A 26,048-nucleotide genomic window follows, 5' to 3' on the forward strand; every position below is an offset into this window, starting at 1 on the left:
CTAGTCCTCTTTCGCGCGCGAAGACACCGCCTTGGCAATCAAGGCATTCATGTCGGCCGCACGCTCGGAGGTGCGGTCGAACACAAAATGCAGCGTAGGCACGGTGTGGATGTGCAAACGCTTGAACAAGCCGTTGCGCAGGAACCCGGCAGCCTGGTTGAGGGCTGCCTGGGTTTCCACCGGGTCACCCGTCAACAGGCTGAAGAACACCTTGGCGTGGGCGTAGTCGGGAGTGACTTCCACGCCCTGTAGCGTCACCATGCCCACGCGCGGGTCTTTCAACTCGCGCGCGATCAGCTCCGTCAGATCGCGCTGGATCTGATCGGCCACCTTGAAGGCGCGGTTGGGGGCGGATGATTTCTTCGCAGCCATGTTGTCGCTGGTATCCCGTTCGCCTTACAGCGTCCGCGCGATTTCCTTGATCTCGAAGAACTCCAGCTGGTCGCCCTCTTTGATGTCGTTGTAGTTGCGCAGCTTGATACCGCACTCGAAGCCTTCCTTGACTTCCTTGACATCGTCCTTGAGGCGGCGCACAGACTCGACTTCGCCGGTGTAAATAACCACGTTGTCGCGCAGCAGGCGAAACTTGCAATTGCGCGTGACCTGGCCGGAGGTGACGTACGAACCCGCCACCGTACCGATCTTGGAAGCCACGAACACCGTACGGATCTCGGCGGTACCCAGGGCTTCTTCGCGCTGCTCGGGGGCCAGCATGCCGGACATGGCTGCCTTCAACTCATCCACGGCGTCGTAAATGATGTTGTAGTAGTGCAGGTTCACATCGCTCGACTCGGCCAGCTTGCGCGCGCCGGCATCGGCACGCACGTTGAAGCCGATCACGATGGCCTTGGAAGCAATCGCCAGGTTCACGTCGGACTCGCTGATACCGCCCACGCCGGCGTAGACCAGCTGTACGCGGATCTCGTCGGTGGACAGCTTGAGCAGCGAGGCTGCCAGCGCTTCCTGCGAGCCCTGCACGTCCGCCTTGATGATGATGGGCAGGGTCTGAACCTCGCCCGCAGTCATCTCGTTGAACACGTTCTCCAGCTTGGCGGCCTGTTGCTTGGCCAGCTTGGTGTTGCGGAACTTGCCAGCACGATAGGTCGCGATTTCGCGCGCACGGCGCTCGTCGGACAGCACCATGAACTCGTCACCGGCCTGCGGGACATCCGACAGACCCTGGATTTCCACCGGGATCGACGGACCAGCCGTCTTGGCGGGCTTGCCGTTTTCGTCCAGCATGGCACGCACGCGGCCGGAGGTCTGGCCAGCCAGCACCACATCGCCCACCTTCAGCGTACCGGACTGCACCAGGACCGTGGCCACCGGGCCGCGGCCCTTGTCCAGCTGGGCTTCGATCACCAGGCCCTTGGCCATGGCTTCGACCGGCGCCTTCAGTTCCAGCACTTCGGCCTGCAGCAGGACCTGCTCCAGCAGGTCGTCGATGCCCATGCCGGTCTTGGACGACACGGCCACAAAGGGCGAATCGCCGCCGTACTCTTCAGGCACCACCTCTTCCACCACCAGCTCTTGCTTGACACGGTCGGGGTTGGCATCGGGCTTGTCCGCCTTGGTGATGGCCACCACGATTGGCACCTTGGCAGCCTTGGCGTGCTTGATGGCTTCCTTGGTCTGGGGCATGACACCGTCGTCGGCAGCCACCACCAGAATCACGATGTCGGTAGCCTGGGCACCACGGGCACGCATGGCCGTGAAGGCCTCGTGACCAGGGGTATCGAGGAACGACACCATGCCGCGTGGCGTTTCCACGTGGTAGGCACCAATGTGCTGCGTGATGCCGCCGGCTTCACCTGCAGCCACCTTGGCGCGGCGGATGTAGTCCAGCAGCGAGGTCTTGCCGTGGTCCACGTGGCCCATGACGGTAACCACCGGAGCGCGTGGCAGCAGCTCGGCGTCTTTTTGACCTGCATCGTCGTCGGTGAAAGCTTCTGGATCGTCCAGCGCCGCCACCACCGCCTTGTGGCCCATTTCCTCCACCACGATCATGGCGGTGTCCTGGTCCAGCGGCTGGTTGATGGTGACCATCTGGCCCATCTTCATCAGGGCCTTGATGACTTCAGAGGCCTTGATCGACATCTTGTGTGCCAGCTCTGCCACCGTGATGGTTTCAGGCACATGCACTTCAATGATGCGGGCTTCTGCCGGGGCTGCGTTCTGGTGGTCATCGCGTTGGTCGCGGTTGTCACCACGGCGGCCTCGGGGGCCACCACGCCAGTTGTTACGACCCACACCACCGCTGCTGTCGCCGCGGGTCTTGATTTCTTTCTTCTTGGCCGTGTCGTTGGCCCAGCTGGACGACAGCTTGGCCGACTTGACTTCCTTGCCAGCGCCGGGAGCGCCTGCCGCTGCGGGGGCAGCCGCTGCCGTACGCGCACCACCGGTACCAACGGCGGGCTTGTGCAGCGTGCCCTTCTTGGCGTCGCCCACGGCAGCAGGCTTAGCTGCTGGCTTGGGTTCCTCGGGCTTCTTGGCCACCATGACCGCCTTCTTGGGCGTGGCCATCATGGCGCGAATGGCTTCTGCCTCGGCCAGGGCCTTGCGGCGGCGCTCTTCCAGATCGCGGGCACGGGCAGACTCTTCGTCCGCGCGGGCCTTGGCTTCTGCCTGGGCCTTTTCGCGGGCTTCCGTCTGGGCGGCGGCGCGTGCAGCAGCTTCGGCCGCCTGCTCGCGCGTGGCTTCCTGCTTCACAGCCGAGGCCTGGGCCTTCTTTTCGGCTTCTTGGGCGGCGTAGGCGGCAGCGCGCTCTTCGGCTTCGCGCTCGCGCTTTTCGCGGGCTTCGCGCTCTGCGCGTTTCTCGGCCAGCTCCGCTTCCTGGCGACGGATCAGCTCGGCCTGGCGGCGGGCTTCTTCCTCACGGCGGGAGAGTTCGAGGTCCTCACTCGACACGGCGGGCTCTTCCACCGCAGCCGCTGCTTGGGACTCGGCCGTGGCCTCTGCGCCTTCGTCGCGCTGGATGAACGTGCGCTTCTTGCGCACTTCCACCTGGATGGTGCGGGCCTTGCCCGTTGCATCGGCCTGCTTGATCTCGCTGGTGGACTTCTTGACCAGCGTGATCTTCTTGCGGTCGGCCGAAGCCGTGCCGTGGCTGGCCTGCAGGTAAGCCAGCAGCTTTTGCTTGTCCGACTCGGTCAACGCGTCGGAGGGGGCAGCCTTCCCCACGCCCGCAGCCTTGAGCTGATCGAGCAGGGTTTCAGGCGATTTTTTGAGTTCGGTGGCGAACTCGGCGACAGTGTTACTGGACATATGTGGTTCGTGCCTCCCTGACCTTTACTCTTGCCCCGCGAACCAGTGTTCGCGCGCCTTCATGATCAAGGCTTTGGCTTCTTCTGCAGACTGTCCGGTCAGGTCGGTCAGTTCATCAATGGCCAGGTCGGCCAGGTCGTCACGTGTGTGCACACCGCCCTCAGCCAACTTGGCAATCAGCTCGGGGGTGAGGCCTTCGAGATCGCGCAGGTCCTGGGAGACCTCTTCCACGCTTTCCTCACGGGCGATTTCCATGGTGAGCAGCGCATCCTTGGCGCGGGCGCGCAGCTCGGTCACGGTGTCTTCGTCGAAGCTTTCGATCTCCAGCATTTCCTGCAGCGGCACATAGGCCACTTCTTCCAGGCTGTTGAAGCCTTCGGAGATCAGGATGTCGGCGATTTCCTCGTCCACATCCAGCTTTTCCATGAACAGCTTGCGGGCCGTATCGGTCTCGTTGGCCTGCTTTTGCGCGCTTTCGGCGGCGTCCATGATGTTGATCTTCCAGCCGGTCAGGTCGGACGCCAAGCGCACGTTCTGACCACCACGGCCGATGGCGATGGCGAGGTTTTCCTCGTCCACGACCACGTCCATGGCATGCTTTTCTTCATCGACCACGATGGAGGACACATTGGCCGGGGCCAGTGCGCCAATCACGAACTGGGCCGGGTCTTCAGACCACAGCACGATGTCCACGCGCTCGCCAGCGAGTTCGTTGGTCACCGCGTTCACGCGGGTGCCGCGTACGCCGACGCAGGTGCCGATGGGGTCCACACGCTTGTCGTGGCTCAGAACGGCGATCTTGGCGCGCGAGCCGGGGTCACGGGCGCAGGACTTGATCTCCAGCAGACCTTGCTCGATCTCGGGCACTTCGTTGCGGAAGAGTTCGATCATGAACTCAGGTGCCGAGCGCGACAGGATGATGGGCGCGCCACGCAGGGTCAGGTCCACTTCCATGATCATGGCCCGCACGCGGTCGCCACTGCGCAGGTTTTCCTTGGGGATCATTTCGCTGCGGCGCAGGCGGCCTTCCACACGGCCGGATTCGACAATGATGTCGCCCTTGTCCATGCGCTTGACGGTGCCGGTGAAGATCTTTTCGCCGCGCGACATGAAGTCGTTCAGCAGCATCTCGCGCTCTGCGTCGCGGATCTTCTGCAGGATGACCTGCTTGGCAGCCATGGCACCGATGCGGCCGATGGGCACGGACTCGACGCCCTCTTCGATGTATTCACCCACCTCGATGTCCGGGATGCGCTCTTTGGCATCCATCAGCAGCTCTTCGGCTTCGGGGTTCTGCAGACCGGCGTCGTCGGGCACCACCAGCCAGCGGCGGAAAGTCTCGTAATTGCCGCTGTCGCGATCAATCGACACGCGAATGTCCACCTCGCCCTGGTACAGCTTCTTGGTAGCCTGGGCCAGGGCCGACTCCACGGCGCCCAAGACCACATCACGCTCCACGTTCTTCTCGCGCGAAATGGCCTCAACCAACATCAACAATTCGCGATTCATGCGACGACTCTCCTATTTCAATCACCCGAGGGCGGGGGCTGCGCGCTGCGACCACCCACCCCACAATTTTCTGCAGCAAATCAGGCAGGTGCTGCCCCGGCCTTGCCTGCACGCCCCTTGAAGTCCACGATGGGCGCCAGACGCACATCCCGGCACTCGTCCAAGGTGAAGCCCATGGCCTGCAAAGGGGCGGGCACGCGTTTCTTGCTGACTCTTTGACCTGGCTTGACCGGCGGCTCGTCGCTCCAGACGATCTGCCAGCCACCAGCCTCGGCCCGCTCCAGCGTGCCGCGAAATTTCTTGCGGGTGGCATTGACTTGCCCTCCCGCTGCTGCGGCGCCAATGGGCGCCTTCAGAGTGATGTCGATGACCGAACCTTCGAAGCGCACGAAGTCTTGCTCGTGGCGCAGGGGCCGGTCGATACCGGGGGATGACACTTCGAGGCGCTTGTACTCGACGCCATCGACCTCCAGCGCAAACTGCAGCTGGCGGGTGACCTTCTCGCAATCCTCGACCGTCACGAACTGCTCGATCACGGGCTGGGGGGCATCAGCGGCTGGCTGCTCCCAGGGCAAGTCGATGGTGACGCGCAACAGGCCGCCGGCAGAGCGCTCGATCTCCACCAGGTCATATCCCAGTCCCGTCACAATTTGTTCAACGACTTGCTGTAGTGCCACGTGCTCAGTTCAATCCCGGAAAAACAAAAAACCCGATAACCCCCGGAGACTCTTCCCCGACAGCTTCGAGCTCCAAAAGCGTTCGACCAAAAAAAACGGGCGGTTGGTACCCGCCCGTTTGGTCGTGAGAGTCGTATTGTAGCGTGCAAACTGTTGATTTGCAAAGGCACGGGTTCGGAAAACTGTTGTCAACCGGCCCCAGCCAGTGTTCATGCGGCCTGCGGGGCCGCAGCGCACCAAATCAGCGTCTTGCGCTTGTCCCACATGCGCTACCAGCTATGACACTGATAGCGGCTGCAACAACTCTGCCAGATCGGTTTCGGTGAAGAGCGGCTCCTTGCGGGCGGCCGCGCCGCTGTACAGGCTGTCTGCCAGCTCGGCCTTGCGCTCCTGCAGCGCCAGGATTTTCTCTTCAATCGTGCCCTGCGCCACCAGCTTGATCACCCACAGGCTTTGCGTCTGGCCGATGCGGTGGGCGCGATCGGTGGCCTGGTCCTCTACTGCCGGATTCCACCAGGGATCGAAATGGATTACGGTGTCGGCCTGCGGCAGGTTCAGCCCCACCCCGCCCGCCTTGAGGCTGATGAGAAACAGGGGCACCTGCCCGCTGGTGAACTGTTCGATGATCGCGTCGCGCTTGACACTCTGCCCCGTGAGCTTGACCCAAGGCAGGTTGCGCGCCTTCAGCTCGGCCTCGATCAGGGTGAGCATGCTGGTGAACTGTGAGAACAGCAAAACGCGCCGCCCCTCGGCCAACATTTCAGGCAGCAGTGCCATCAAGTGGTCGAGCTTGGCCGACGTCTTGACCTTGGCAGCAGCCTCTAGCGGCACAAGCTGCGGGTGGCAGCACACCTGCCGCAGCTTGAGCAGTGCGTCCAGGATCGCGATCTGCGATTGCGCCAGCCCCTTGGACTGCAGCGCCTCGCGCACGGTCCTTTCCATGCCCAGGCGGATGGTTTCGTACAGATCGGCCTGCGCGCCCGTCAGCTCCACGGGCATGACCGATTCCACCTTGGGCGGCAGCTCACCCGCCACCAGGGCCTTGGTCCGCCGCAGCATGAAGGGCGTGATGCGCGCCCGCAGTTGCGCCATGCGCGCGCTGTCGCCCTGCTTTTCGATGGGTGTGCGAAATACTTCCTTGAAGCGCGTCGCGCCGCCCAAAAAACCCGGCATCAAGAAGTGGAACAGGCTCCAGATCTCACCCAGGTGGTTTTCCATGGGCGTGCCCGACAGGCACAGCCGGTGGCGCGCCTGCAGCTCGCTCACCACCTGCGCGGCCTGGCTGCTGGCGTTCTTGATGTTCTGGGCTTCGTCCAGCACCACCAGGTGCCATGGGTGCGCCAGCCAGCGGTCTCGGTCGCGATGCAGCAGCGAATACGGCGCGATGACCAGGTCGTGCGCGGTGACTTCGTCGGCCACTTCGTGCCGACCCGCGCCATGCAGCACCAGGCACCGCAGGCCCGGGCAAAAGCGCGCGGCCTCGCGCTGCCAGTTGCCCATCAGGCTCACGGGGGCGATGACCAGTGCGGGGGCAGTCAGCCGTCCGGCATCTTTTTCGACCTGGATGTGCGCCAGGGTCTGCAGCGTCTTGCCCAGGCCCATGTCGTCGGCCAGCACACCGGCCAGGCCGTGGGCCCGCAAAAACTGCAGCCAGTTCAGGCCCTGCTGCTGGTACGGGCGCAGCGTGGCCCGCACGCTGGTGGGCAGCGGCACCTCGGGCAAGGCGCTGGCGCCGCGCAGCTGGGCCACCATGTCGTGCAAGGCGGCGGCGCCCTGCCAGACCGCGCCCTCGCCCAGCGCAGCACTGGTGCGCAGAGCGTCCAGGCGCGAGAGCTTCAGGCTGTCGGCGTTGAAGTCGCGCGCGCGGTCGCCCGCCAGATCCAGCAGCGCGGCCATCCAGGGCCGCAGCGAGTCGGTGGGCAGGCGCACAAAACCAGGGCCGGTCAACGAGGCCATGTAGACATGCGCAGGCAGCTGGGGCAGGCCCGTGGCAGGGTCCAGCGGCCGGGCCGCCGCCGCGGCAATCAAATCGGGCAGCCAGCGCAGGATGTTGTGGCGCACACCATTGATCTCCATGCCCAGCGACAGCGCAAACCAGGGCGATGTGGCCGCATCGTCACCCGCAGGCTGCAGCACCACATCCAGCCGGTCGGCGTGCTGCACCCAGCCCTGCAGCGCAGGTTCCAGCGTGACATCCAACCCCGCGCCGCGCAGCGCTGCAAAGCCGTCGTCCGCCCAGTGCATCCAGTCGTCCTGCGAGCGCTCGCCGGGGATGCCGAACAGGCCGTCGTCGGTGGCCAAGAGGCCCAGCCCCTCCAGGCGCTCGACGACGTGGCGTTCAGCCACGGCATCGCGCTGCAGCAGCACCTGACTGCCGTCGGCACCGGGCACCAGCACCGCCAGATCCTGCCCTGCCCACCAGCCCACATGGCCCTGGTAGTCAAACCGCAATTGCGCGGTGATGAGCCCCATTTCGGCCACCCTGTCGGCAGGCGACGGTGCCAAATGCAAGCGCGCCACGGGCTTTACCCCCCGCACCTGCGTGAGCGGCCCCAGCGCAGGAGGCAACGGCAACACGCCGCCAATGCGGCGCACCACCTCGGCATGGTGCTTTTGCAGGGCCGCTGCACTGAGCGCGGGCGCCTTGAGCAGCATGGCCACCTGCGCAGGGCTCAGGCCCTCTGCGTGCACCGGTCCACAAACGCCCTGGACGGCGTCCAGATACAGCGGCGGGTGGTTGTCGCACAGCATGGCGGTGTCGCCCGGCAGCCGTGCCTGTAGCCCCCAGACGGCCTCGCCGCCTTGCGCAGGCGTGGGCGCCTGCCATGCCCACGTGATCGGCAACGGGTCGCCCCATCGCAAAGGCGCGCCCACAGTGGACCCACCCGCATCCACAAACAGGCGGCCCGTGGCCGCTGCCTGCTCCAGCGCCAGCAGGCCCACCGCGCCCTCCAGCACCCCAATGGGCGCGACGCTGTAGGCCGAGTAGTACCCCACGCTGCGGGGCATGGCACGCAGCAGCTGCAGCACCTGGCGGTCGGCGTCGCTGGCGCGGTCGTACACGGCCTGGCCAGGTGCCGGCTGGGTGCGGATCTGCTGCGGCTTGGCCCAGCCGCCCGTGAGTTTGGGGTACGACACCACGGCCTCCAGCTGCAACTGCGGCACTGTGGTGCGCGCCCGCCCTACGGTGGAGACCAGATAGAGATAACACTCGGGCCGCCCTGGCCGTGCAACCGGCTCCTGCGGCACCGCAACGCCCAGGGCACGGTCCCACTCTTGCAGCCAGTGCAGCAAGCGGGCCTCGGCCTCGGCGCGCGCCAGGGCCTCTTTGCGCTCCTGCATGGCCTTGAGCGCATCGGCAGCCCGCGTGGACGACGGGCCCTGCGCCAGGTCGCGGTGCGCGGCCTCCAGGGTCAGGGCCACGGCGTGTTTGCAATCTGCCCCCACGGGGCAACTGCAATCGCCCGACCATTGCTTGACCTGGCCATTGGGCGCAAGCACCAGTTGCACGGACACTTCGTACGGATCGGGCGAGCTGCCCTGCACTTCACCCGCCAAGGCCCAGCGGCCCTCGGCCTGTTGCTGGAGCCCCACGCGCACCACATCTGCTTGGCGGTACAGCTCCATGCCCCGCTCCCAAGCGCCCTTGTCGCACTGGGCCTGCAGCGAGTTGAGCGGGAACCAGGGTGGGCGGGGTGTGGACACGGATTTCGAGCAAAAAGTGGCTGTAGCGCTAGTGGATCATGCGCTATCAGCTATCAAATAAAGAGCATCCAAGCAATGAGCGGAGTTACGGCAACGACCGCTACCAGGCCGCAAGACTGCCCACTAGCCGCCGCGTGCAGTACGCACCCTGTCAAAAACGCCCTGGGCATCGCCCCCAACGCCAGCACCACCGGGCGCCGCCCCCTGCAGGCTGGTCAACAACCGTGTCAGCACCGGCGCCTGCGGCAACAGCGGCCCCAGGAACAGGGCCCGCTCGCCGTCGGCAATCAGCAGGGTGGGAAAGGTTTCCACGTCCAGGTCCCCCACCAGATCGGACTCGTCTTCAATGTCTACCCATTCAAACCGCACGTCCGGGTGGGCACGGGCCAATTCGTCGAACAAGGGGCGGTAAATGCCACAGGTGCCACACCACGCTGCGCACAGGCACACGGCCCACCAGCCGCTGGGCGTGGCAGCCCCCTGGCTCGTGGGGGTGGGTTCGGGCAGTGCGGCGGGACTGGACATCAAAAAGGCTCCTGGAGGGCCGCGCTGCGGGGCGGCGGGCGCTGGCCCCGGGCCTGGCGCTACATGCCGCGGCGCTCACGCGCGCGATAGACCTCGATGGTACCCACACCTGGCGCCTGGTTGCCCCAGCTGTTGCGCACAAACGTGGTGACCGCCGCCACCTCCTCGTCCGACAAGGTCTGCTGAAACGGCGGCATGCCGTGCGGACGCGGGTTGCCTGCGGTGGCGGGCAGGTAGCCGCCCTGCAGCACCACGCGCACCAGGTTAGTCGGGTCAGCCAAGGTGACGGCGCGGTTGCCCGCCAGCGCCGGGAACGCGCCGGGCTCGCCCTGCCCCCGGTCGCCGTGGCACTGGGCGCATTGCTGCTCGTACACCTTGTCGCCCCGGGCCATCGCGCTGGCCGTGGGGGCTGCCACGGTGGCGGGCGCCTTGTGATCCTGCTGCGGCAGGCCTTGCAGGTACACAGCCATGGCGCGCGCGTCGGCGTCGCTCAGGTACTGCGTGCTGCGGAACACCACCTCGGCCATGGGGCCCAGCACGGAGCCCTGCGGGGCCACGCCGGTCTTGAGCAGTGCCACCACGTCGTCGGTGCGCCACTCCTTCACGCCCGCCTCATGCGCCGCGTTGAGCGCGGGGGCATACCAGTTCTGCACCGGGATCAACCCGCCGGTGAAAGCCTTGGCGTCCGACGTAGCACCCAGTGCGTTGCGCGGCGTGTGGCAGGCGGTGCAGTGGCCCAGGCCGTTGACCAGATAGGCGCCCCGGTTGTATTCGGCCGTCTGCGTGGGTTCGGCGGCGGGCGCCCCGGGTGCAAAAAACAGCGCACGCCACACCGCCAATGCCGCCTGCGTGTTGTACGGAAAACGCAGCGCGTGGGCGCGGTTGGCGTCGGGCGCAGCCGGCACGCTTTGCAGATAGGCAAAGATGGCATCCGAATCCTCGCGCGTCACCTGGGTGTAGTTGGGGTACGGAAACGCCGGGTAGAGCAGCCGCCCGTCCTTGCTGCGGCCATGGTGCATGGCGCGCCAGAACTCGGCCGAGGTCCAGCTGCCAATACCTTGCGCCCTATCGGGCGTGAGGTTGGAGCTGTGCACCACGCCAAACGGCGTCTCGATGCCGCGCCCGCCCGCAAACGGCGCGCCGCCTTGCGTGGTGTGGCAGGCCATGCAGTTGCCCACGCGGGCCAGGTATTCGCCACGCTGCACCAGCGCGGGGGTGGATTGCAGCGTCTCGGTGGCGGGCAGCGGCTCTTCGCCGCGCAGGTTCAGGGAGATCAGCGCTGCAGCAGCAATGCCCAAGCCGGCCAGAACGGAAGAAATCGTCCAAAGGATGCGTTTCATCGGTACATCCCTTCTCAACGTGCAGCCGCAGCGGCCACGGGCACTTCGGCCACACCACCGCAACGGGCGGGCATCGCGGCAGGCAAAGTGCGGGCCGGCTTGCCCCCCGCCGCCACCGGCTGCGCGGCCAGCCAGGCCGAGACCGCGCTCACATCGTCAGGCGTGAGCTGGCGCGCAATGTCGGCCATGCAGTCGGGCAGATGCGCGCGGCGCTGGCCGGTCTTCCAGGCACCCAGCTGGCTGTTGAGGTAGTCACGCGGCAGGCCCAGCAGGCCGGGGATGGACGGCACCACACCCGTCATGGCCGCACCGTGGCAGGCCACGCAGGCCGGGATGTTGCGCGCAACGTCACCCCGCTGCACCAGCACGCGCCCGCGCTCCAGCACGGCGGGTGGCACTTGCGGCGCAAGCGGCGGCGGGTACGGCAGGTCCTGCGCGGCAAAGTACTCGGCCATCTCGCGCAGGTAGTCGTCTGTCAGGTGCTCGATCAGGTACCCCATCTGCGGGTAGCTGCGCCGCCCATCGCGAAAGTTGAGCAACTGGTTGGTTAAGTAGCCCGCTGGCTTGCCTGCTATGCGCGGAAAGTAGCCATCGGGCGTGGCGCGGCCCTCTTTGCCATGGCAGGCGGTGCAGGCCAGCACGCGCGATGTCATGGACGACGCAGGCACCGTGGCCGCGGCGGATGCGGTGGCCACGGGCGCTACAGGGGTGGTGCTGGCGGGCGCCGTCTGGGCCACAGCACCAGCGCTCAAGGCCAGCGCCAGCACGGCAGCGGCAGAAGGCAGGCAGACAACGGGGCGCAACAGGCTGCGCAGGCAATCGATCATGGCTTTTTATCTCTGGAGAAACTGTCAGTGGGCGTGCGCCCACACAGTCCGTCACTCTACGCCCGACCATAAAAACAGTACAGATTCAGTTTCGAGTTAAAAATACAGATCAGTTTGCCCTGTATCAGTTTGCCCTGTATCAACCTCGCCCCGCCCATGAAGCGCTACGAACGCCACGCTGACGCCATCGCCCAGCTCATCCACAGCGGCGCGCTGCGCCCCGGCGACCGCGTGCCCTCGGTGCGCGAGGCCAGCCGCACACGGGGCATCAGCCCGTCCACCGTGTTCGAGGCGTACTACCTGCTGGAGGCCCAGGGCCTGATCCACGCCCGCCCGCGCTCGGGCTACTACGTCAGCACCCGGCTGCCCGGCGCCGCCGAGGCCCGCCCGGCCGAGCCCCAGCCCTCCCAGCCCGCAGTCACCTCCACCGAGGTGGCCATCAGCGACCTGGTGTTCGAGGTGCTGGGTCTGGCGCGCGACCGCGACCTGGTGCCCCTGGGCTCGGCATTCCCGGGGCTGGAGCTGTTTCCGCTGGAGCGCCTGGCGCGGTGCCTTGCCAGCGGCATGCGCAAGCTCGACCCGTGGAACATCGTGCAAAGCCTGCCACCCGGCGACGAACGCCTGCGCCAGCAGATCGCGCTGCGCTACGGCGTACACGGCATGGCGGTGGACGTGGAAGAAATCATCATCACCAACGGCGCCATGGAGGCCCTCAACCTCTGCCTGGAGGCCGTCACCCAGCCCGGCGACGTGGTGGTGGTCGAATCGCCCACCTTCTACGCCGCGCTGCAGGCACTGGAGCGGCTGAACCTGCAGGCGCTGGAAATCGCCACCCACCCGCGCGATGGCATTGACCTGACCGCGCTGGCCGAGGCGCTGGAGCGCCAGTCTTCGCACAAGCCCCACCAGCCCATCAAGGCCTGCTGGCTCATGCCCAGCTTTCAGAACCCGCTGGGCAGCCTGATGCCCGAGGGCAAAAAGCGCGAACTGGTCGCCCTGCTGGCCCGTCATGGCGTGCCGCTGATCGAAGACGATGTGTATGGCGAACTGCACTTTGGCCCCCAGCGCCCGCCCCCGGCCAAGGCGTTTGATACCGAGGGGCTGGTGATGCACTGCAGCTCGTTCAGCAAAAGCCTGGCACCCGGCTACCGCGTGGGCTGGGTGGCGGCTGGCCGCCAAGCCACAGCGGTGCAGCGGCTCAAGCTGATGACCACGCTCTCGGCCGCCACGCCGTCGCAGCAGGCGCTGTCCGAATATCTGGCCCAGGGCGGCTACGACCGGCACCTGCGCGCCCTGCGCCGCAGCCTGGAACAACAACAGGCGATTGCGCTGGCGGCCGTGGCCCAGCACTTCCCGCCCGGCACGCGCGTGTCACGGCCCGAGGGCGGGTACTTTTTATGGGTGGAACTGCCACCCCAGGTGAACGCGCTGGAGCTGCACCGCCTGGCACTGCAGCAGGGCATCAGCCTGGCGCCAGGGCAGATCTTCTCGGCCGACCAGCGATTTGCGCACTGCGTGCGCATCAACTACGGGCATCCGGCGCAGGGGCGGCTGGAGGCCGCGCTGGCCACCGTGGGCCAACTGGCCACGGATTTGGCGACAGCCGTTCCGTAGAGCGCAGCAAAGACAAAATAACTATCAAAAACGATAGCATGCAAGGCATACGGATGTAGCGCTTAGGCCCATTTCCATCAAAACCCTGGCATCCGCACACGGCGCGCGGCCCTGGCGCCACTTGACCGCGTTACCCCCGCCAGCCCACACCGCGCCAGCCTTGCACCACGCTGACACCTCACCCACCACGTTGGAAAGGCCCAACCTCGGGTTCTCCCGCAGCAGGCACAGCACTTGCAGCGGCATACTGGCGCCCGCCCGCACACCGGGCGATGCACCACGGCGGTCCACCCGCCCCGCCTTACAACCCCAACGCCCAGCACCATGGCCGCACCCCAGCATGTACCGTTTGTGATGGTGGAAGACGAAGACGACTGGGTGGTCTCCTTCGCACTGGGCCCCCAGGGCGCCGACCGCCTCACCCTGGTGCGCACCCCCCACCTCGAATTCATGCTGCGGCCCGAGCAACGCGGCGTATCCGTCGGCGCCGAGGCAGGCCAGCGCCCCGCCTTGCTCGTGGCGGTGCAATGGGGCCACAAATGTGTGGACGTGGTGTCCACCGCCAAACGCTACAGCCTGGACATCAGCAAGGTGGACAACGCCACCCGTAACGCGGCGCTGCGCGTGCTGGGCAAGATGAATTTTGACCAGCGGTTTCAGTTGGCCGACGGCTACCCCTGACTGTTTTCCTAGGGCAGCCTTGCTTGCCCCAGTGGTCGTGCAGACCATGTGGGTCCGCGCAGATGTGGCCCGCAGCGTGCCAGCAACTCGCGCATCAGCCCCCGCACCCGCGCCAGGATCACGCCCGGCCCCTGGCGCACATCCATGGGCTCGCGGTGCCGCGCCAGCACCGTCATGTCGGGCCGCATCACCGCCACTTGCATGCTGGTGGCGCCCAGGTCGGCACCAATCACCACACCCAGGGTTTCGCTCAAACGCAGGGTTTCGGCCCGCCGGCCGCCAGAGGATTCCTGCAGGCCCACCTCGTCGAGCAGACCTTCATCGAGCAGCGCCGCCACCATGGCGTTGGCCTTGCTCTTGGAATAGGCCAGGCGCTGCGCCAGCGCATTGCGCGACGCGCCAGCGGACCAGAAGATGGTCTGCAAGACGCTCAGGTCTTCAGTGCCGCAGTGACTCCAGCGGGTGGATGGCAAGGCTTGTCTCCTGTCATGTTTTTGTGCAGCACCTCATGGGGTGGTGCTTAACAGGGATGCTATGCGGTCTACTTTGGCCGGGCAAGACTGAACTTTGGACTAAATCTAGCCAAACTAAGTCCCTGGTGAGTGTGAATGATGACCATTTGCCAGGGAGCACTCGACGGCAAAAGCGTTCTGACGAGCAGGCGACAAACGGCTTGCGAACCGATCTTCGCGTTCGTGCTGGTTTGCATGTGCTTCTAACGCGATACCATGGGCTGGGACGGAGAAGTAAGCAATTCAGAAGGAGAACCTGATGGCTGGTTACGCGCAGTATCAAGAAGAGATCAAAGCGGACGTAGTGGAAACACTCAAACTTTTTCAGTGTCAGCCAATTCTTTTCATAGGAAGCGGGTTCTCGCTTAGATATGCTAATGGCCCAAATTGGGAAATGCTGTTGACTCAGGCAGCAGAGGCGTGTCCAGCAATTGACAAAGACTTCACGTATTACAAGCAGAAATATAATAACGACCTTTCAAAGGTCGGATCAGTATTCGCGGACTTGTACTTCGAATGGGCTTGAACGAAAGAGGGGAAGAAAAACTTTCCACCCGAACTATTTACAGCCGAAACACCCCGTGACTCATACCTAAAGCACACTGTCGCAACGCTCTTAAACAACCTATCGGTAAAGGCCGGTGAAAAGACTCTTCAAGCGGAGCTTGCCGCACTAAAGAAGCTTGGCCCACATGCCGTGATTACGACTAATTACGACACGTTGCTTGAACCATTGTTTCCGCAGTACGAAGTCGTTGTAGGTCAAAACGTCTTTCGGCAATCAGCACTTGTCGTCGGCGAAATTTTCAAAATACACGGGTCTATTAAAGATCCCCGGTCATTACTGCTCACAGCAGAGGACTACGAGGTTTTCGACCGCACTAAGAGATATCTAAGCGCAAAGTTACTCACCTACTTTGCCGAGCACCCACTTTTATTTATTGGCTACGGCGCGAATGACGAGAACATCAAGAACGTTCTGTATGACATGAGCCGGATGTTCACACCGACAACCGCCTTGATTCCCAACATTTACATCCTCCAGTGGGACAAGGAAATTAATGATGCCAGTGAACCTGCTCGCGAGCGCGTATTAGAAGTTGGAGACGACATCAACGTCCGGATAAAGAGCATCTCGGCCAATGATTTTGGCTGGGTATACGAAGCGTTTGGTGCTAACGGTGTGATGGAAAAAGTCGATCTGAAGGCACTGAGATCACTTGCCAATCGGATGCACACGTTGATCAGAACGGACATTCCTTCCAAGAACGTACAAGTGAACTACGAAGCGCTGGAGCATGCTATTTCGAATCAGGGGACTTTTGCCAATTTATTTGGTGTTACCGGGCTTGGCGATCCGGGAGCGGCAAATGCGAACCATCCCTACACCTCAACGGCTTTCGCAGAGCAGGTAGGCGTTCCGCACTGGTACCACACAAACGAATTGATCAAAAAAATAAAGCAAGACTGCGGTTTCGACATGCAATCTTTTGACAATATCTACCATGTCGCGATCAAAACCGGGCAAGCCGCAGGTTCAAAGGTTCGAAAGTACTCCGACGCAGCCGTAGCTCTACTGAAGAAGGTCAGGAATGGCGAGGCATATGAGATCCCCGCGCATGTCTTGGCCGCTCAACCGAAGGGCAAGAAGGCATGAGTTGACCTGTTTTGGGCACATCCGACGCGGATGGCGGGCCAGGAACCATCTGCCAAATAGCGCCATAGGCAGAGGTCACGGCCCAGCCCCCACAAGCAAGCGACCATGGGCGGAAGACTCGCTATCCATTCAATAGCTAACAGCGCTTTATCAATAGGCGCTAGAGCCTGTTTTCAATCATATTTCTTGAGGGCATGTGCTTGTCTGCGCTATCTAGAGTGACCCGCCCGGCAAGGCTCCCGCACACTCTCAGCAAAGACCACGCGGCACCACTCCCGCCGCCTCGCACCGCCGGCGGTAGTCCACCCGCCGATCCGCTGTGGTAATCCGCTGCAACACCGTGTGGTGCGGCCCCAGGTATTCCACGCTGCCCTTGACCACCACATGCACCAGCAGCTCTTCGGTACCCGTCGCCTCCCACCAGTCCACATTGCCGGCGGGCTCGTGGATGTAGTCGCCCGGCCGCACCACGCGGCCATCGTTCAGGCGGCGCTCGCCCGCCAGCGTCAGGGCGTGCACTTCGCCCGTGTGCCGGTGCAGGCCCAGCCGCGTTCCGGGCGACAGGCGCATCAGTTCCACCCAGCCGGCATCGTCGGGCAGGAACTGGATGGGCAGGGACCACTTGCCTTCGCCTTCGGGTATCCAGTCCACCAGGCCCGCGCGCTCCAGCGTCTGGGCCACGATCACGTCGGTAAGGTGGTTGTTCGTTGTCGTCATCGTCGTCATGTCGGTGCTCCTGGTTAGCTATTGGTTGATGGCTTGCTTGATTGATTGCTTATTGCTCGGGGTGCTGGTGGCGGTACTCCTGCGTGCGGCCGCCAAAGCCGTACGCGGTGGCGCGCACGTCCTGCACGTAGACGTAGCTTTCGGGGTGCAGCGCGCCCAGCAGGCCTTCAAAGGCTGCGAACGCCTCGGCGATGTAGCGCGCCTTCTCGGCCTTGGTGTTGGTCTCGTCCACCACCTTGACGTCGAAGTAGAAGCTCGACTGTTTCAGGTCGGCCAGCGACCGGCCGGCGACGTACCAGTCGGCCGGGTCGACAAAGGTGATGACCACGGCGGTGAGGTCGCGCCGCTTGCCGAGCACGCGGGTGGTCAGGTCGAGCAGGGTTTCTGCAATGCGGGCAGACAGCTCGGGCGTGCGTTGGGCGGACACTCTGACGTTGAGGATGGGCATGGAGGGCTCCTGTAAAAACTCATGGGGTTGAACGAGCCTTCACTGTAGAAATTGCGCCCCGCCACGGAAACCGCCCGTGGCGATAATGGCTTTTGCTCCGCACGCAAAGGCGCGCTCGATGAAAAAAGAACCCCGCTCCTTCCTCCCCGATCCGGCCGACCTGCGGTGGCTGGTGCGGTCGCTCGACCTGCGTTCGTTTTCTGCAGCGGCGCGCGAGATGGATGTGGCGGTGTCGGTGGTGGCGCGCGGTGTGGACCGACTGGAGGCCGGCTACGGCGTGCGTTTGCTGCGCCGGTCCACGCACGGCCTGTCGGCCACGCCCGAGGGCGCAGAACTGGCGCAGGAAGCGCGTGCCTTGCTGGCGCAGCTGGAGGACATTGGGGCTTCGCTGTCGGACCAGCGCAGCCGCGTGGCGGGCACCTTGCGCCTGGCCTCAAGCCAGGAGATCTGCGAAGCGCTGGTGTTGCCCCACCTGGCGGACCTGCAGGCGCGCTACCCAGCGCTGCGGGTGGAACTGCTGGCCGATGACCGCGTGGCCGACTTGGTGACGGAAGGCATAGACGTGGCGCTGCGCACCACCGTGGGCCACAGCGACCTGGTGGTGGCGCGCGCGCTGGGCCGGTTTGAGCGGCGCCTGTACGCGGCCCCGGAGTATTTGCGCCTGCACGGCACGCCCGCCGACCCCAGCGATCTGCAGCAGCACCACACCGTCACACACACCGCGCAGGGGCCGACGGTGACCTGGGCGTTTCGCAATGCACAAGGCAAGCCGCTGGAGGAAACCGTGCGCTCGCGCCTGGCCGCCAGCACTTCGGCCCTGGTACACCACACGCTGGTGGGCGGCGCAGGGATCGGCATGCTTTCCAGCCCGCTCGCAGCGGCCGATGTGGCGCAAGGCCGGTTGGTGGAGGTGCTTGCGCCTTTTGCGTCCCGCACCGTGCACACGCTGTACGCGGTGTCGTCACCGGGCCGGCGCAACGCGGCCAGGGTGAAGGCGGTGATTGATTTTCTGGTGAAGGCGTCGAAGGACCGGTGGGCGCTAGCGCCTGTGCGTTGAAGATTTTTTATGCACCACCGGCTGGCTGGCCGGAGGCCGCTGACCCCAGCTGCAAGACAGCCTGGGAGGAGCAAGGTGCGGGCATGTGGGTCAGTGAGTTGGCCCGCTTTCATTGCTTGCTATCAAGCCGATGCCACCCAGCCCCGGAACGCAAAGCCCATGTAAAACATCTGCACATCGGTGAACCCGGCCTCGCGCAGAATCGCCTCGTCTTCCTGCGGCGTCAGTACCGCCAGCTCTGCCGCCACCCTGTCCCGCGCCCTGGCCGCGTGCTCCGGCGGCACACCGGACGCCACCTGAAACGCGGCGTAGCGTGACAGCCACAGATCGCGCTCCCCTGCCCCGCCCTCGCCTCCAGGGCCAGCGCCACCCGCCACGCTCAGATGCGCCGCCACCAGCGGCGCCCCGGGCTTCAGCCGCCGCCGGATCTCCGCCGCCATGGCCGCACGCTCCTCGCGTGGCACAAAGTGAAAAGTCAGCAGGCACGTAGCGCCGTCGAACGGCCCGGCTGGTGCGCTTTGCACATAGCCGTGGTGCAGCGCAACGCGGTCGTCGGGCACGCCCGCGCTCTGCAGCCGCTGCGCCGCCAGGTCCAGCATGGGCTGGCTGGGGTCCACGCCGTCGAAGCGCCAGCCGGGGTGCGCCAGCGCCATGTCTTCCAGCTCCAGCCCGCCGCCTGCACCCACCACCAGCACGCGGCCGTGGGCGGGCACGCGCTCGGCCAGCAGGATGCGGGACATGCGCAGCAGGCTGTCGTAGCCGGGCACGTTGCGGCGGGGGCCTTCGGCGTAGCGGGCGGCGGCGGCGGGGTCGGTGAAGGGGGACGTGGTGGGTTGGGTCATGGTGTGTTGCGTGTGGTGGATACGCGCTTTTGCGTTGAGCTTGTCCAACGGCATTGCCAGGTCAGCGTAGGGTTTCGGCAGGCTCAACCCGAACGGTCAGGGGTGGGCAACGTCTGAAAAAATCAAGCCAAATTGACCTCTAGCGCTTATCTATCAAGCGCCAGCAGCTATCAATTCAGTAGTCGTCTGTTCGTGCGCCAGCATTGTTTCTGGTTGCATGCTAGCATCACGCAACTTTTAATGTTGCATGAAACGAGATAGCCGACTTTCCAACGTCCTCCACGCGCTGCTGCACATGGCAGAGATGGAGGGGCCCGCCACGTCTGAGGCGATGGCGCAGGCCATGCAGACCAACCCAGTCGTCGTGCGCCGCCTGATGGCGGGGCTGCGGTATGCGGGGTTTGTTTCGTCGGCCAAGGGGCATGGCGGGGGGTGGGTGCTGTCGTGCCCGCTCACCGACATCACGCTGCGCGACATCTACGAGGCGCTGGGCGCGCCCACGCTGCTGGCGGTGGGCAACCGCGTGGAGAGCCCCGGCTGCATCGTGGAGCAGGCAGTGAACCGCGCGCTGACCGACGCCTACCAAGCGGCCGAAGAAGCGCTGCTGGCGCGGCTGGGCGAGGTAACGCTGGCGCAGCTGTCGGCCGAGTTTCATGAACGCATGGTGGCCGGGTGCCACGGTCACAAGGAGATTGAACATGGCGACGGCAGCAATGGCAACCACCCAGGCGTATGAGGTGATCGTGATAGGCGGCAGCTTTGCGGGCCTGTCGGCCGCCATGCAGCTGGCGCGTGCACGGCGGCGGGTGTGTGTGGTGGATGCAGGCCAGCCGCGCAACCGGTTTGCGGCCGCGTCGCACGGCTTCTTCGGGCAAGACGGCGAGCCGCCGCTGGCGATGATCGAGCAGGCGCGGCGCAAGCTGGCGGCCTACCCCACGGTGGTTTTTGTGCAGGGCAAGGTTGTGTCGGCCACGGCGCAGCAACGCGCCGGGTCACCAGAGAACGGGTTTGAAGTGGTGCTGGACGATGGCGCAACCCTGGAGGCCCACAAGCTGGTTCTGGCGTTTGGCGTGCAAGACGGTTTGCCGGACATTGCAGGCCTGCGCGAGCGCTGGGGCGCATCGGTTTTGCACTGCCCGTATTGCCATGGCTACGAGTTTGCAGGCCAGAGGCTGGGCGTGCTGTACCACTCGGCAGGCTCGGCCATGCACGCGCAGCTGATTGCCGACTGGGGGCCGACCACCCTCTTCCTGAACGGCGACACCACGCTGGAGAGCGCCGAGCGCGAGCGGCTGCTGGCGCTGGGCATTGCCATCGAGCCCGCGACCATCGCCGCGCTGGAGGGCCTGGGCCAGGCGCTGCAGGCCGTGCGGCTGCATGCCATCGGTGGCGGTGATGCGCGCGTGGTGCCGCTGGATGCGCTGTATGTGGCCGCCACCACCCGCCCTGCCAGCCCGCTGGCCGAGCAACTAGGCTGCGCGTTCGACGATGGGCCCATGGGCCCGTACATCCGTACCGATGCCAACAAGATGACCACCGTGCCCGGCGTGTATGCCGCGGGCGACCTGACGCTGATGCGGCACAACGCCACGCTGGCGTCTGCAGAAGGCGTGCTGGCGGGTGTGGGTGCGCACCAGGCGCTGGTGTTTGGGGCGTGACCCAGCTTGCCGGGTGCGCGCAGGGTGTGACTGGGGGACTCAACACACGGCACACGGACCAACGGTTGACGCAGCCCGCAGCGGGCACCTACACTGCCCTATCGCGTCCGGCCCTTTGGGCCTGAGCGAACCGCAAAGCCCTCCACCACCGTTGAGGGCTTTTCTTTTTGGTCCATCGCATTGAAGGCTCTCCCTGCTTGCAGAGAGGGCTTTTTGCATTTCTGGAGCACTTTTTGATGCACGCCACTTCCACACACACGGCCCTCGCGGGCGCCGCCGCCCCCTCCCCGCGCATCCATCTGGTCATCGGGCCCGTGGGTGCGGGCAAGTCCACCTTTGCCCGCCAATTGGTGCACCAGCACCGCGCCGTGCCGCTGAACCTGGACGATTGGATGGCCACACTGTTTTCGGCCGACCGGCCCGATGCGGCGGACGTCATGGCCTGGTATGTGCCACGCACGCTGCGTTGCTTGGCGCAGATCTGGAAGACGGCCGAGGCCGTGCTGAACGCGGGTGGCGATGTGGTGCTGGAGGTGGGCCTGATCCAGCAGCACCAGCGCGATGCGTTTTACGCCCGCATGGGGCCATGGGCCGATGCCATGGTGGTGTATGTGCTGGACGCCCCGCGCGAGGTGCGGCGCGCGCGTGTGTTGCGGCGCAACGCTGAACAGGGCGCCACGTTTTCGATGGTGGTGCCACCGCACATATTTGAGCTGGCCAGCGACCTGTGGCAGCCGCCGGACGAAGTGGAGTGCGCGAACCACACCGTGGTGTGGGTGCCCGTGGCGGACCACGGGGCTTGAAGACACGGCGCGGGCCTGGCTGCAATTTGCAGTGCGGGCAACGGTGCAGCCCGAGCCGCGCCGTGCCAACCGCGCCGTGCCAACCGCGCCGCTCAGGCCTGGGCCACCTGCTGCAGCAATGCGTCAAAGTTGCCGTGCAGGGCCTGGCTGCCCAGCACACGGCGGCGGCCGGTGGCGGGGTCGCCCACTGCCAGTTGTGGCACGCCTTGCGCACTCAGGGCCTGCATGTCGGCACGGGCGGCGGCCACGCGCTGCAGCATGGCGGCGCGCAGGGGATCGGTAGGCTCGCGCACCAGGGCTGCAGCGGCATGCAGGCCCAGGGCGCTCAGCACATCGGCCAGCACGGTGGGCGCCGTGGTGTCGCACCCGTCCACATACCGTGCGTGCTGCAAGGCGTGCAGTGCCTCCAGCTCACGCGCGGGCTCGGTCTGGGCCACGGCGGTGAGGGCCAGCGTGGCAGGGCCCGAGTCAAAACGCCCGGCCGGCTGGCCCAGCACCTGCTCGCGATAGGCCTGGCTGAACGGCTGGCCGGTGAGCTGCGCGATGCGCTGGTCGTTGGACCAGGCGTAGGCGGCAAATTGCGCGTCCATGGGCCGGGCGCCTGCGCCTGCAAACAAGCCCGTGGGTGCCAGCACCACCTGCACGCCGGGCGTGGCTTGCAAGCGGGCCAGCACGGGTGCGGCGGCGTAGCACCAGCCGCACAGGGGGTCGAACAGGTACGTCACGGTGACGGTGGGCGTGGAGGGCATGGATCAGGGTCTCTCTTCAGAATCTTCAGGATCAGGCGGTGTGGATGCGGCCGGTGCCGCTGCGGGTGCAGCCTGGGCAAGCTGGGTAAGGTGTGCTGCGGCCAGCGCGGCTTCAAACGCTGCAATTTCTTCGGCCAGCGTGCCCCGGCTGCGGAAGTGGCGGGCGGCGCGGTCGTACCAGTTCTCGGCGTCTTCCAGGTCGCCCTCTTGCAGGTGCAGGATGCCGTGCAGCCAGGCGGCGAGCATGGAGCCGTCGTGCTGCACCAGATCGTGCGCCGCGTTCCATCGCCCGGCGTGCAGGTGCTGCAGGACTTGTTGGAGCGGGTGCGTGGTCACGATCTGGTTCCTTTCAACAACTTGCTTTGACAGCTTTCAGCACGTCATCTCACCACTTCATCTCGCCCTTGTTGACCTTGGCGCCGATGTCCAGCGACAGGCCCATGGGCGCTGCGGGGTAGGCCTTTTTCATCGCCTCGATGAGTTCGGCGCTGGTCTTGGTGGCGGCGGCGTTCTTCTCAAACGCTTGCAGGTAGCCCTTGGTGTAGCTGATGTTGGCGGCATCCAGCGCGCCGCCGGCGGGCATGTGGCCGGGCACCACCACGGTGGGCTGCAGGGCTGCCATCTCGTCGAGCTGGGCCACCCAGGCGCTGCGCTCGGCCACGGTTTGGGTGTCGGCCGTCCACACATGGGTGTTGGTGCCCACCACGCCAATGTTGCCCACGATGGCCTTGATGGACGGGATCCATGCATACGGGCGGTGCGCCAGCAGGCCGGTGGTGCCACGGATCTCGACCGCCTGGCCGTCCACGCTCAACGTGTTGCCGCTGAGGGCCTTGGGCAGCACGGGCGTGCGCGGTGCGTTGGCGCCCATCTTGGGGCCCCAGAAGGCGATCTTGCCGGCCAGCTTGGCGTTGATCTTCTCCAGCACGGCGGGCGTGGTCACCACGTCGGCTTGGGGGAAGATTTCTTTCAGCGTCTCCACGCCAAAGTAGTAGTCGGGGTCGGCCTGGCTCACGTAGATGGTCTTCAGCTCTTTGCCGGTGTCGAGCACGTTGGCGGCAATGCGCAGCGCGTCGGCACGGGTAAAGCCGGCGTCGATGACCATGGCTTCCTTCTCGCCATAGACCAGCGTGGAGTTGACGTTGAAGCTGTTGCCGTCGGCGTTGTAGACCTTGACCTGCAGCGGCTGGGCGGCCTGGGCGCCGGTGAAGGCAACGGCGAGGGTGGCGGCGATGAGGGTGGTGCGGAACATGGTGGTTTCTCCGGTGTGTTGAGCGGTGGTGCAGATGACGGAATGAAGTTTATTTGCGCCAATCGATCCAATAAACCCGATAATTCGCGCATATTTGTTTCGCCAATCGATCAAATAACCCCAAAACTTCCACGTTATGGACCGCCTGACCGCCATGCATGTGTTTGCCGAAGTTGCCACCAGCGGCAGCTTCAGCGCCACGGCCGACAAACTGGAGATGTCGCGGGCCATGGTCACGCGCTACGTGGGCGAGATGGAGCAGTGGCTGCAGGCCCGCCTGCTGCAGCGCACCACCCGCAGCGTGACGCTGACCGATGCGGGCGAGCACGCGCTGCGCCGCTGCCAGCAGATGCTGGCTCTGTCGCAAGACCTGGAGGAAGAAACCGCTACCACCACCGAGGGCGCGTTGCGCGGGCAGCTGCGGCTGACCTGCAGCGTGTCGTTTGCGTTTGCGCAGATGGGCGCAGCGATTGCGGACTTTCTGGCGCAGCACCCGCAGCTCAAGATCGACCTGGACGCGAGCGAGGGGTCGCTGAACCTGGTGGAAAAGCGCATCGACCTGGCTATCCGCATCAGCGCCGAGCCCGACCCGCTGCTGATTGGCCGGCCGCTGGCGCGGTGTGATTCGGCGCTGGTGGCATCACCCGCCTACCTGGCCACGCACGGCGTGCCGCAGCAACCCGCCGACCTGGCGCAGCACCGGTGCCTGAGCTATGCCAACTTTGGCAAAAGCGTGTGGCAGCTGACGCAGGGCGAGGTGGTGGAACGCGTGGGCGTGAGCGGCCATTTCAGCGCCAACGAGGCCACCACGCTGATGCGCGCAGCGCTGGCAGGCGGCGGCATTGCGATGCAGCCAACCTATCTGGTCAACCCCTACCTGAACAGCGGCGAGCTGCAGGCCGTGCTGCCACAGTGGGACTTGCCGGTGATGACGATCTATGCGCTGTACCCGTCGCGCAGGCACTTGTCGCCTGCGGTGCGGGCCTTGCTGGATTTTTTGGTGGCGCGGTTTGCGGGGGTGCCGTGGTGAGGGTGGCTGGCCATGCCACACACAGTCACTACGCTTTTGATAGCTACTCAGGCATGTTCCTCTTGCGCATCCGGACACTTTGGCTAGAAATCTTCCCCACCCCAGGCAAAAGGATGAACACGACCCGGTTCAACAGGGGTTGCCCCCACTGATGCTGGGCCCGCAGCTCACTCCGCCTCGATACCAGCGGCCTTGATCACCTTGCCCCACTTCTGGGTCTCGGCGGCCTGGAACTTGGCGAGTTCGTCGGGCGTGGTGGTCCAGGCTTCGGAGCCCGCGTTGTCGTAGAAGCTCTTGGCTGCGGCGCTCTTGGTAGCAGCCGTCAGCAGCTCGTTGAGGCGCGCCACCACGGGCGCGGGTGTGTTGGCGGGCACGTAGGCCGCAAACCAGTAGCCCATGTCGTAGCCCTTCACGCCCGCTTCATCCAGCGTGGGCACATCGGGCAATTGCGCGCTGCGCTTTTGCGTGGAGTAGCCCAGCGCACGCAGCTTGCCCGCCTTGACCTGCGGCACGCCCGTGGAGGTGTCGGTGATCATCAAATCGATCTGCCCGCCCAGCAGGTCGGTGATGGCCAGCGGGTTGCTCTTGTAGGGCACATGCAGGATATCCACGGCCGCCAGTTGCTTGAGCATTTCACCCGCCATGCGGCTCGAAGAGCTGCCGCTGCCAAAGCTGAGCTTGCCGGGGTTCTTCTTGGCGAAGGCCAGCAACTCGCCCACGTTCTTGTACGGCGCGCTGGCATTGACCACCAGCACCTGGCCTCCCTTGCCCAGGCCGGTGACGGGGGCAAAGTCCTTCACCGGGTCGTACGAGAGCTTTTTGTACAGGTGCTCGTTGGCGGCGTGGGTGGTGTTGGTGGTGATGAGCACGCTGTAGCCATCGGCCGCCGACTTGGCCACGGCCGACGCGGCGATCATGCCGCTTGCACCCGCCTTGTTGTCGATGACCACGGGCTGCTTGGTGTCGTTGGTGATGGACTGGCCCAGCGCGCGCGCCAGCTGGTCGGTGGCGCTGCCTGCGGCAAAGGGCACGACGAAGGTGATGGCCTTGGCGGGGTAGCTACCGGCCGCCTGGGCAAGTGCAGCGGGGGCGTGCAGTGCACCGAGCGCCATCACGGCGGCAGTGGCGAGCAGAGCGCGGCGGGGGGATGAATGGGTCATGTTGTCTCCTGG

Annotated in this window: 25 protein-coding genes; 9 read left to right on the top strand and 16 right to left on the bottom strand. The window is 65.2% G+C overall.

The genetic code is table 11. The features are described 5' to 3' along the window. From rbfA to ACT531_RS06995, 8 genes are all read right to left on the bottom strand, one after another. On the bottom strand, positions 1-372 hold the full coding sequence (gene rbfA, locus ACT531_RS06960) for a 30S ribosome-binding factor RbfA (RefSeq protein WP_044400872.1): 372 nt from the start codon (positions 370-372) through the stop codon (positions 1-3). Positions 373-396: 24 nt separating this feature from the next. Continuing rightward, complete coding sequence (gene infB / locus ACT531_RS06965) at positions 397-3,264, bottom strand: translation initiation factor IF-2 (protein ID WP_110961249.1); 2,868 nt, start codon at positions 3,262-3,264, stop codon at positions 397-399. A gap of 24 nt (positions 3,265-3,288) precedes the next feature. Next, positions 3,289-4,773 (bottom strand): transcription termination factor NusA, encoded by a 1,485-nt coding sequence (gene nusA, locus ACT531_RS06970; protein WP_476016925.1) that lies wholly within the window; start codon positions 4,771-4,773, stop codon positions 3,289-3,291. An 80-nt stretch (positions 4,774-4,853) separates the two neighbouring features. After that, entirely contained in the window at positions 4,854-5,450 is a 597-nt protein-coding gene (rimP, locus tag ACT531_RS06975; protein WP_422847041.1) for a ribosome maturation factor RimP, read from the bottom strand. A gap of 276 nt (positions 5,451-5,726) precedes the next feature. Beyond that, on the bottom strand, positions 5,727-9,077 hold the full coding sequence (locus ACT531_RS06980) for an SNF2-related protein (protein WP_476017000.1): 3,351 nt from the start codon (positions 9,075-9,077) through the stop codon (positions 5,727-5,729). A 201-nt stretch (positions 9,078-9,278) separates the two neighbouring features. After that, positions 9,279-9,680, bottom strand: coding sequence for a thioredoxin family protein (locus tag ACT531_RS06985; protein ID WP_476016926.1), 402 nt, complete (start codon positions 9,678-9,680; stop codon positions 9,279-9,281). A gap of 59 nt (positions 9,681-9,739) precedes the next feature. Further along, entirely contained in the window at positions 9,740-11,020 is a 1,281-nt protein-coding gene (locus ACT531_RS06990; RefSeq protein WP_476016927.1) for a c-type cytochrome, read from the bottom strand. Between the two features lie 14 nt (positions 11,021-11,034). Continuing rightward, positions 11,035-11,847, bottom strand: coding sequence for a c-type cytochrome (locus tag ACT531_RS06995; RefSeq protein WP_476016928.1), 813 nt, complete (start codon positions 11,845-11,847; stop codon positions 11,035-11,037). A gap of 156 nt (positions 11,848-12,003) precedes the next feature. Between ACT531_RS06995 and ACT531_RS07000 the strand changes: the two genes are divergently transcribed. Continuing rightward, positions 12,004-13,461 (top strand): aminotransferase-like domain-containing protein, encoded by a 1,458-nt coding sequence (locus ACT531_RS07000; protein WP_476016929.1) that lies wholly within the window; start codon positions 12,004-12,006, stop codon positions 13,459-13,461. 324 nt (positions 13,462-13,785) lie between these two features. Continuing rightward, positions 13,786-14,142, top strand: coding sequence for a hypothetical protein (locus ACT531_RS07005; RefSeq protein WP_060987766.1), 357 nt, complete (start codon positions 13,786-13,788; stop codon positions 14,140-14,142). An 8-nt stretch (positions 14,143-14,150) separates the two neighbouring features. Here the strand turns inward: ACT531_RS07005 and ACT531_RS07010 are convergent, their stop codons facing one another. Beyond that, entirely contained in the window at positions 14,151-14,615 is a 465-nt protein-coding gene (locus ACT531_RS07010; protein WP_476016930.1) for a winged helix-turn-helix domain-containing protein, read from the bottom strand. Positions 14,616-14,913: 298 nt separating this feature from the next. On the opposite strand from ACT531_RS07010, the gene ACT531_RS07015 reads away from it, so the two are divergent. Continuing rightward, on the top strand, positions 14,914-15,180 hold the full coding sequence (locus ACT531_RS07015; RefSeq protein ID WP_476016931.1) for a hypothetical protein: 267 nt from the start codon (positions 14,914-14,916) through the stop codon (positions 15,178-15,180). A 171-nt stretch (positions 15,181-15,351) separates the two neighbouring features. Next, positions 15,352-16,311 carry an SIR2 family NAD-dependent protein deacylase gene (locus tag ACT531_RS07020; protein ID WP_476016932.1) on the top strand — a complete coding sequence of 320 codons (960 nt, stop codon included), beginning with the start codon at positions 15,352-15,354 and terminating at the stop codon, positions 16,309-16,311. Positions 16,312-16,560: 249 nt separating this feature from the next. Here ACT531_RS07020 and ACT531_RS07025 read toward each other — a convergent pair whose 3' ends face one another. Both ACT531_RS07025 and ACT531_RS07030 read right to left on the bottom strand, forming a co-directional pair. After that, positions 16,561-17,037, bottom strand: a complete 477-nt coding sequence (locus ACT531_RS07025) for a cupin domain-containing protein (RefSeq protein ID WP_476016933.1) — start codon at positions 17,035-17,037, stop codon at positions 16,561-16,563. Positions 17,038-17,086: 49 nt separating this feature from the next. Next, positions 17,087-17,485, bottom strand: a complete 399-nt coding sequence (locus tag ACT531_RS07030) for a tautomerase family protein (protein ID WP_476016934.1) — start codon at positions 17,483-17,485, stop codon at positions 17,087-17,089. 118 nt (positions 17,486-17,603) lie between these two features. Here ACT531_RS07030 and ACT531_RS07035 point away from each other — a divergent pair, with 118 nt between their 5' ends. Then, on the top strand, positions 17,604-18,542 hold the full coding sequence (locus tag ACT531_RS07035) for a LysR family transcriptional regulator (protein WP_476016935.1): 939 nt from the start codon (positions 17,604-17,606) through the stop codon (positions 18,540-18,542). A 122-nt stretch (positions 18,543-18,664) separates the two neighbouring features. On the opposite strand, the gene ACT531_RS07040 is transcribed toward ACT531_RS07035, so the two are convergent. Continuing rightward, entirely contained in the window at positions 18,665-19,384 is a 720-nt protein-coding gene (locus ACT531_RS07040) for a class I SAM-dependent methyltransferase (RefSeq protein WP_476016936.1), read from the bottom strand. Positions 19,385-19,631: 247 nt separating this feature from the next. Between ACT531_RS07040 and ACT531_RS07045 the strand changes: the two genes are divergently transcribed. The 3 genes from ACT531_RS07045 to ACT531_RS07055 all read left to right on the top strand — a co-directional run bounded on the left by ACT531_RS07045 (position 19,632) and on the right by ACT531_RS07055 (position 21,845). Further along, on the top strand, positions 19,632-20,120 hold the full coding sequence (locus ACT531_RS07045; RefSeq protein WP_476016937.1) for an Rrf2 family transcriptional regulator: 489 nt from the start codon (positions 19,632-19,634) through the stop codon (positions 20,118-20,120). Then, positions 20,083-21,042: an NAD(P)/FAD-dependent oxidoreductase gene (locus tag ACT531_RS07050; protein WP_476016938.1), complete on the top strand. Its 960-nt coding sequence runs from the start codon at positions 20,083-20,085 to the stop codon at positions 21,040-21,042. Before ACT531_RS07045 ends, ACT531_RS07050 begins: the two co-directional genes overlap by 38 nt. 236 nt (positions 21,043-21,278) lie before the next feature. Continuing rightward, positions 21,279-21,845, top strand: a complete 567-nt coding sequence (locus ACT531_RS07055) for a P-loop nucleotide/nucleoside kinase family protein (RefSeq protein ID WP_476016939.1) — start codon at positions 21,279-21,281, stop codon at positions 21,843-21,845. A gap of 92 nt (positions 21,846-21,937) precedes the next feature. Here ACT531_RS07055 and ACT531_RS07060 read toward each other — a convergent pair whose 3' ends face one another. Genes ACT531_RS07060 through ACT531_RS07070 form a run of 3 tightly spaced genes read right to left on the bottom strand, consistent with a single transcriptional unit; the run spans position 21,938 to position 23,846 of the window. Further along, the gene (locus ACT531_RS07060; RefSeq protein WP_476016940.1) at positions 21,938-22,594 is read right to left on the bottom strand and encodes a DsbA family protein; all 657 of its coding nucleotides are present in this window, start codon (positions 22,592-22,594) and stop codon (positions 21,938-21,940) included. A 3-nt stretch (positions 22,595-22,597) separates the two neighbouring features. Beyond that, positions 22,598-22,933, bottom strand: coding sequence for a hypothetical protein (locus tag ACT531_RS07065; RefSeq protein ID WP_476017001.1), 336 nt, complete (start codon positions 22,931-22,933; stop codon positions 22,598-22,600). 46 nt (positions 22,934-22,979) lie between these two features. After that, a complete protein-coding gene (locus tag ACT531_RS07070) occupies positions 22,980-23,846 on the bottom strand; it encodes an MBL fold metallo-hydrolase (protein WP_476016941.1) in 867 nt (288 codons plus the stop codon). 136 nt (positions 23,847-23,982) lie between these two features. On the opposite strand from ACT531_RS07070, the gene ACT531_RS07075 reads away from it, so the two are divergent. Next, positions 23,983-24,876, top strand: coding sequence for a LysR family transcriptional regulator (locus ACT531_RS07075; RefSeq protein ID WP_110961215.1), 894 nt, complete (start codon positions 23,983-23,985; stop codon positions 24,874-24,876). Positions 24,877-25,043: 167 nt separating this feature from the next. Here the strand turns inward: ACT531_RS07075 and ACT531_RS07080 are convergent, their stop codons facing one another. Then, a complete protein-coding gene (locus tag ACT531_RS07080; protein ID WP_444824359.1) occupies positions 25,044-26,036 on the bottom strand; it encodes a Bug family tripartite tricarboxylate transporter substrate binding protein in 993 nt (330 codons plus the stop codon). Positions 26,037-26,048 lie beyond the last annotated feature (12 nt).

Source organism: Acidovorax sp. DMC1 (genome assembly GCF_056314325.1).

What these genes read in the sequence shown, in the direction of transcription:
- rbfA (WP_044400872.1), bottom strand. Translation starts at nt 372, where the DNA reads ATGGCTGCGAAGAAATCATCCGCCCCCAACCGCGCCTTCAAGGTGGCC.
- infB (WP_110961249.1), bottom strand. Translation starts at nt 3,264, where the DNA reads ATGTCCAGTAACACTGTCGCCGAGTTCGCCACCGAACTCAAAAAATCG.
- nusA (WP_476016925.1), bottom strand. Translation starts at nt 4,773, where the DNA reads ATGAATCGCGAATTGTTGATGTTGGTTGAGGCCATTTCGCGCGAGAAG.
- ACT531_RS06980 (WP_476017000.1), bottom strand. Translation starts at nt 9,077, where the DNA reads ATGGAGCTGTACCGCCAAGCAGATGTGGTGCGCGTGGGGCTCCAGCAA.
- ACT531_RS06985 (WP_476016926.1), bottom strand. Translation starts at nt 9,680, where the DNA reads ATGTCCAGTCCCGCCGCACTGCCCGAACCCACCCCCACGAGCCAGGGG.
- ACT531_RS06990 (WP_476016927.1), bottom strand. Translation starts at nt 11,020, where the DNA reads ATGAAACGCATCCTTTGGACGATTTCTTCCGTTCTGGCCGGCTTGGGC.
- ACT531_RS06995 (WP_476016928.1), bottom strand. Translation starts at nt 11,847, where the DNA reads ATGATCGATTGCCTGCGCAGCCTGTTGCGCCCCGTTGTCTGCCTGCCT.
- ACT531_RS07000 (WP_476016929.1), top strand. Translation starts at nt 12,004, where the DNA reads ATGAAGCGCTACGAACGCCACGCTGACGCCATCGCCCAGCTCATCCAC.
- ACT531_RS07005 (WP_060987766.1), top strand. Translation starts at nt 13,786, where the DNA reads ATGGCCGCACCCCAGCATGTACCGTTTGTGATGGTGGAAGACGAAGAC.
- ACT531_RS07015 (WP_476016931.1), top strand. Translation starts at nt 14,914, where the DNA reads ATGGCTGGTTACGCGCAGTATCAAGAAGAGATCAAAGCGGACGTAGTG.
- ACT531_RS07025 (WP_476016933.1), bottom strand. Translation starts at nt 17,037, where the DNA reads ATGACGACGATGACGACAACGAACAACCACCTTACCGACGTGATCGTG.
- ACT531_RS07030 (WP_476016934.1), bottom strand. Translation starts at nt 17,485, where the DNA reads ATGCCCATCCTCAACGTCAGAGTGTCCGCCCAACGCACGCCCGAGCTG.
- ACT531_RS07035 (WP_476016935.1), top strand. Translation starts at nt 17,604, where the DNA reads ATGAAAAAAGAACCCCGCTCCTTCCTCCCCGATCCGGCCGACCTGCGG.
- ACT531_RS07040 (WP_476016936.1), bottom strand. Translation starts at nt 19,384, where the DNA reads ATGACCCAACCCACCACGTCCCCCTTCACCGACCCCGCCGCCGCCGCC.
- ACT531_RS07045 (WP_476016937.1), top strand. Translation starts at nt 19,632, where the DNA reads ATGAAACGAGATAGCCGACTTTCCAACGTCCTCCACGCGCTGCTGCAC.
- ACT531_RS07050 (WP_476016938.1), top strand. Translation starts at nt 20,083, where the DNA reads ATGGCGACGGCAGCAATGGCAACCACCCAGGCGTATGAGGTGATCGTG.
- ACT531_RS07055 (WP_476016939.1), top strand. Translation starts at nt 21,279, where the DNA reads ATGCACGCCACTTCCACACACACGGCCCTCGCGGGCGCCGCCGCCCCC.
- ACT531_RS07060 (WP_476016940.1), bottom strand. Translation starts at nt 22,594, where the DNA reads ATGCCCTCCACGCCCACCGTCACCGTGACGTACCTGTTCGACCCCCTG.
- ACT531_RS07070 (WP_476016941.1), bottom strand. Translation starts at nt 23,846, where the DNA reads ATGTTCCGCACCACCCTCATCGCCGCCACCCTCGCCGTTGCCTTCACC.
- ACT531_RS07075 (WP_110961215.1), top strand. Translation starts at nt 23,983, where the DNA reads ATGGACCGCCTGACCGCCATGCATGTGTTTGCCGAAGTTGCCACCAGC.
- ACT531_RS07080 (WP_444824359.1), bottom strand. Translation starts at nt 26,036, where the DNA reads ATGACCCATTCATCCCCCCGCCGCGCTCTGCTCGCCACTGCCGCCGTG.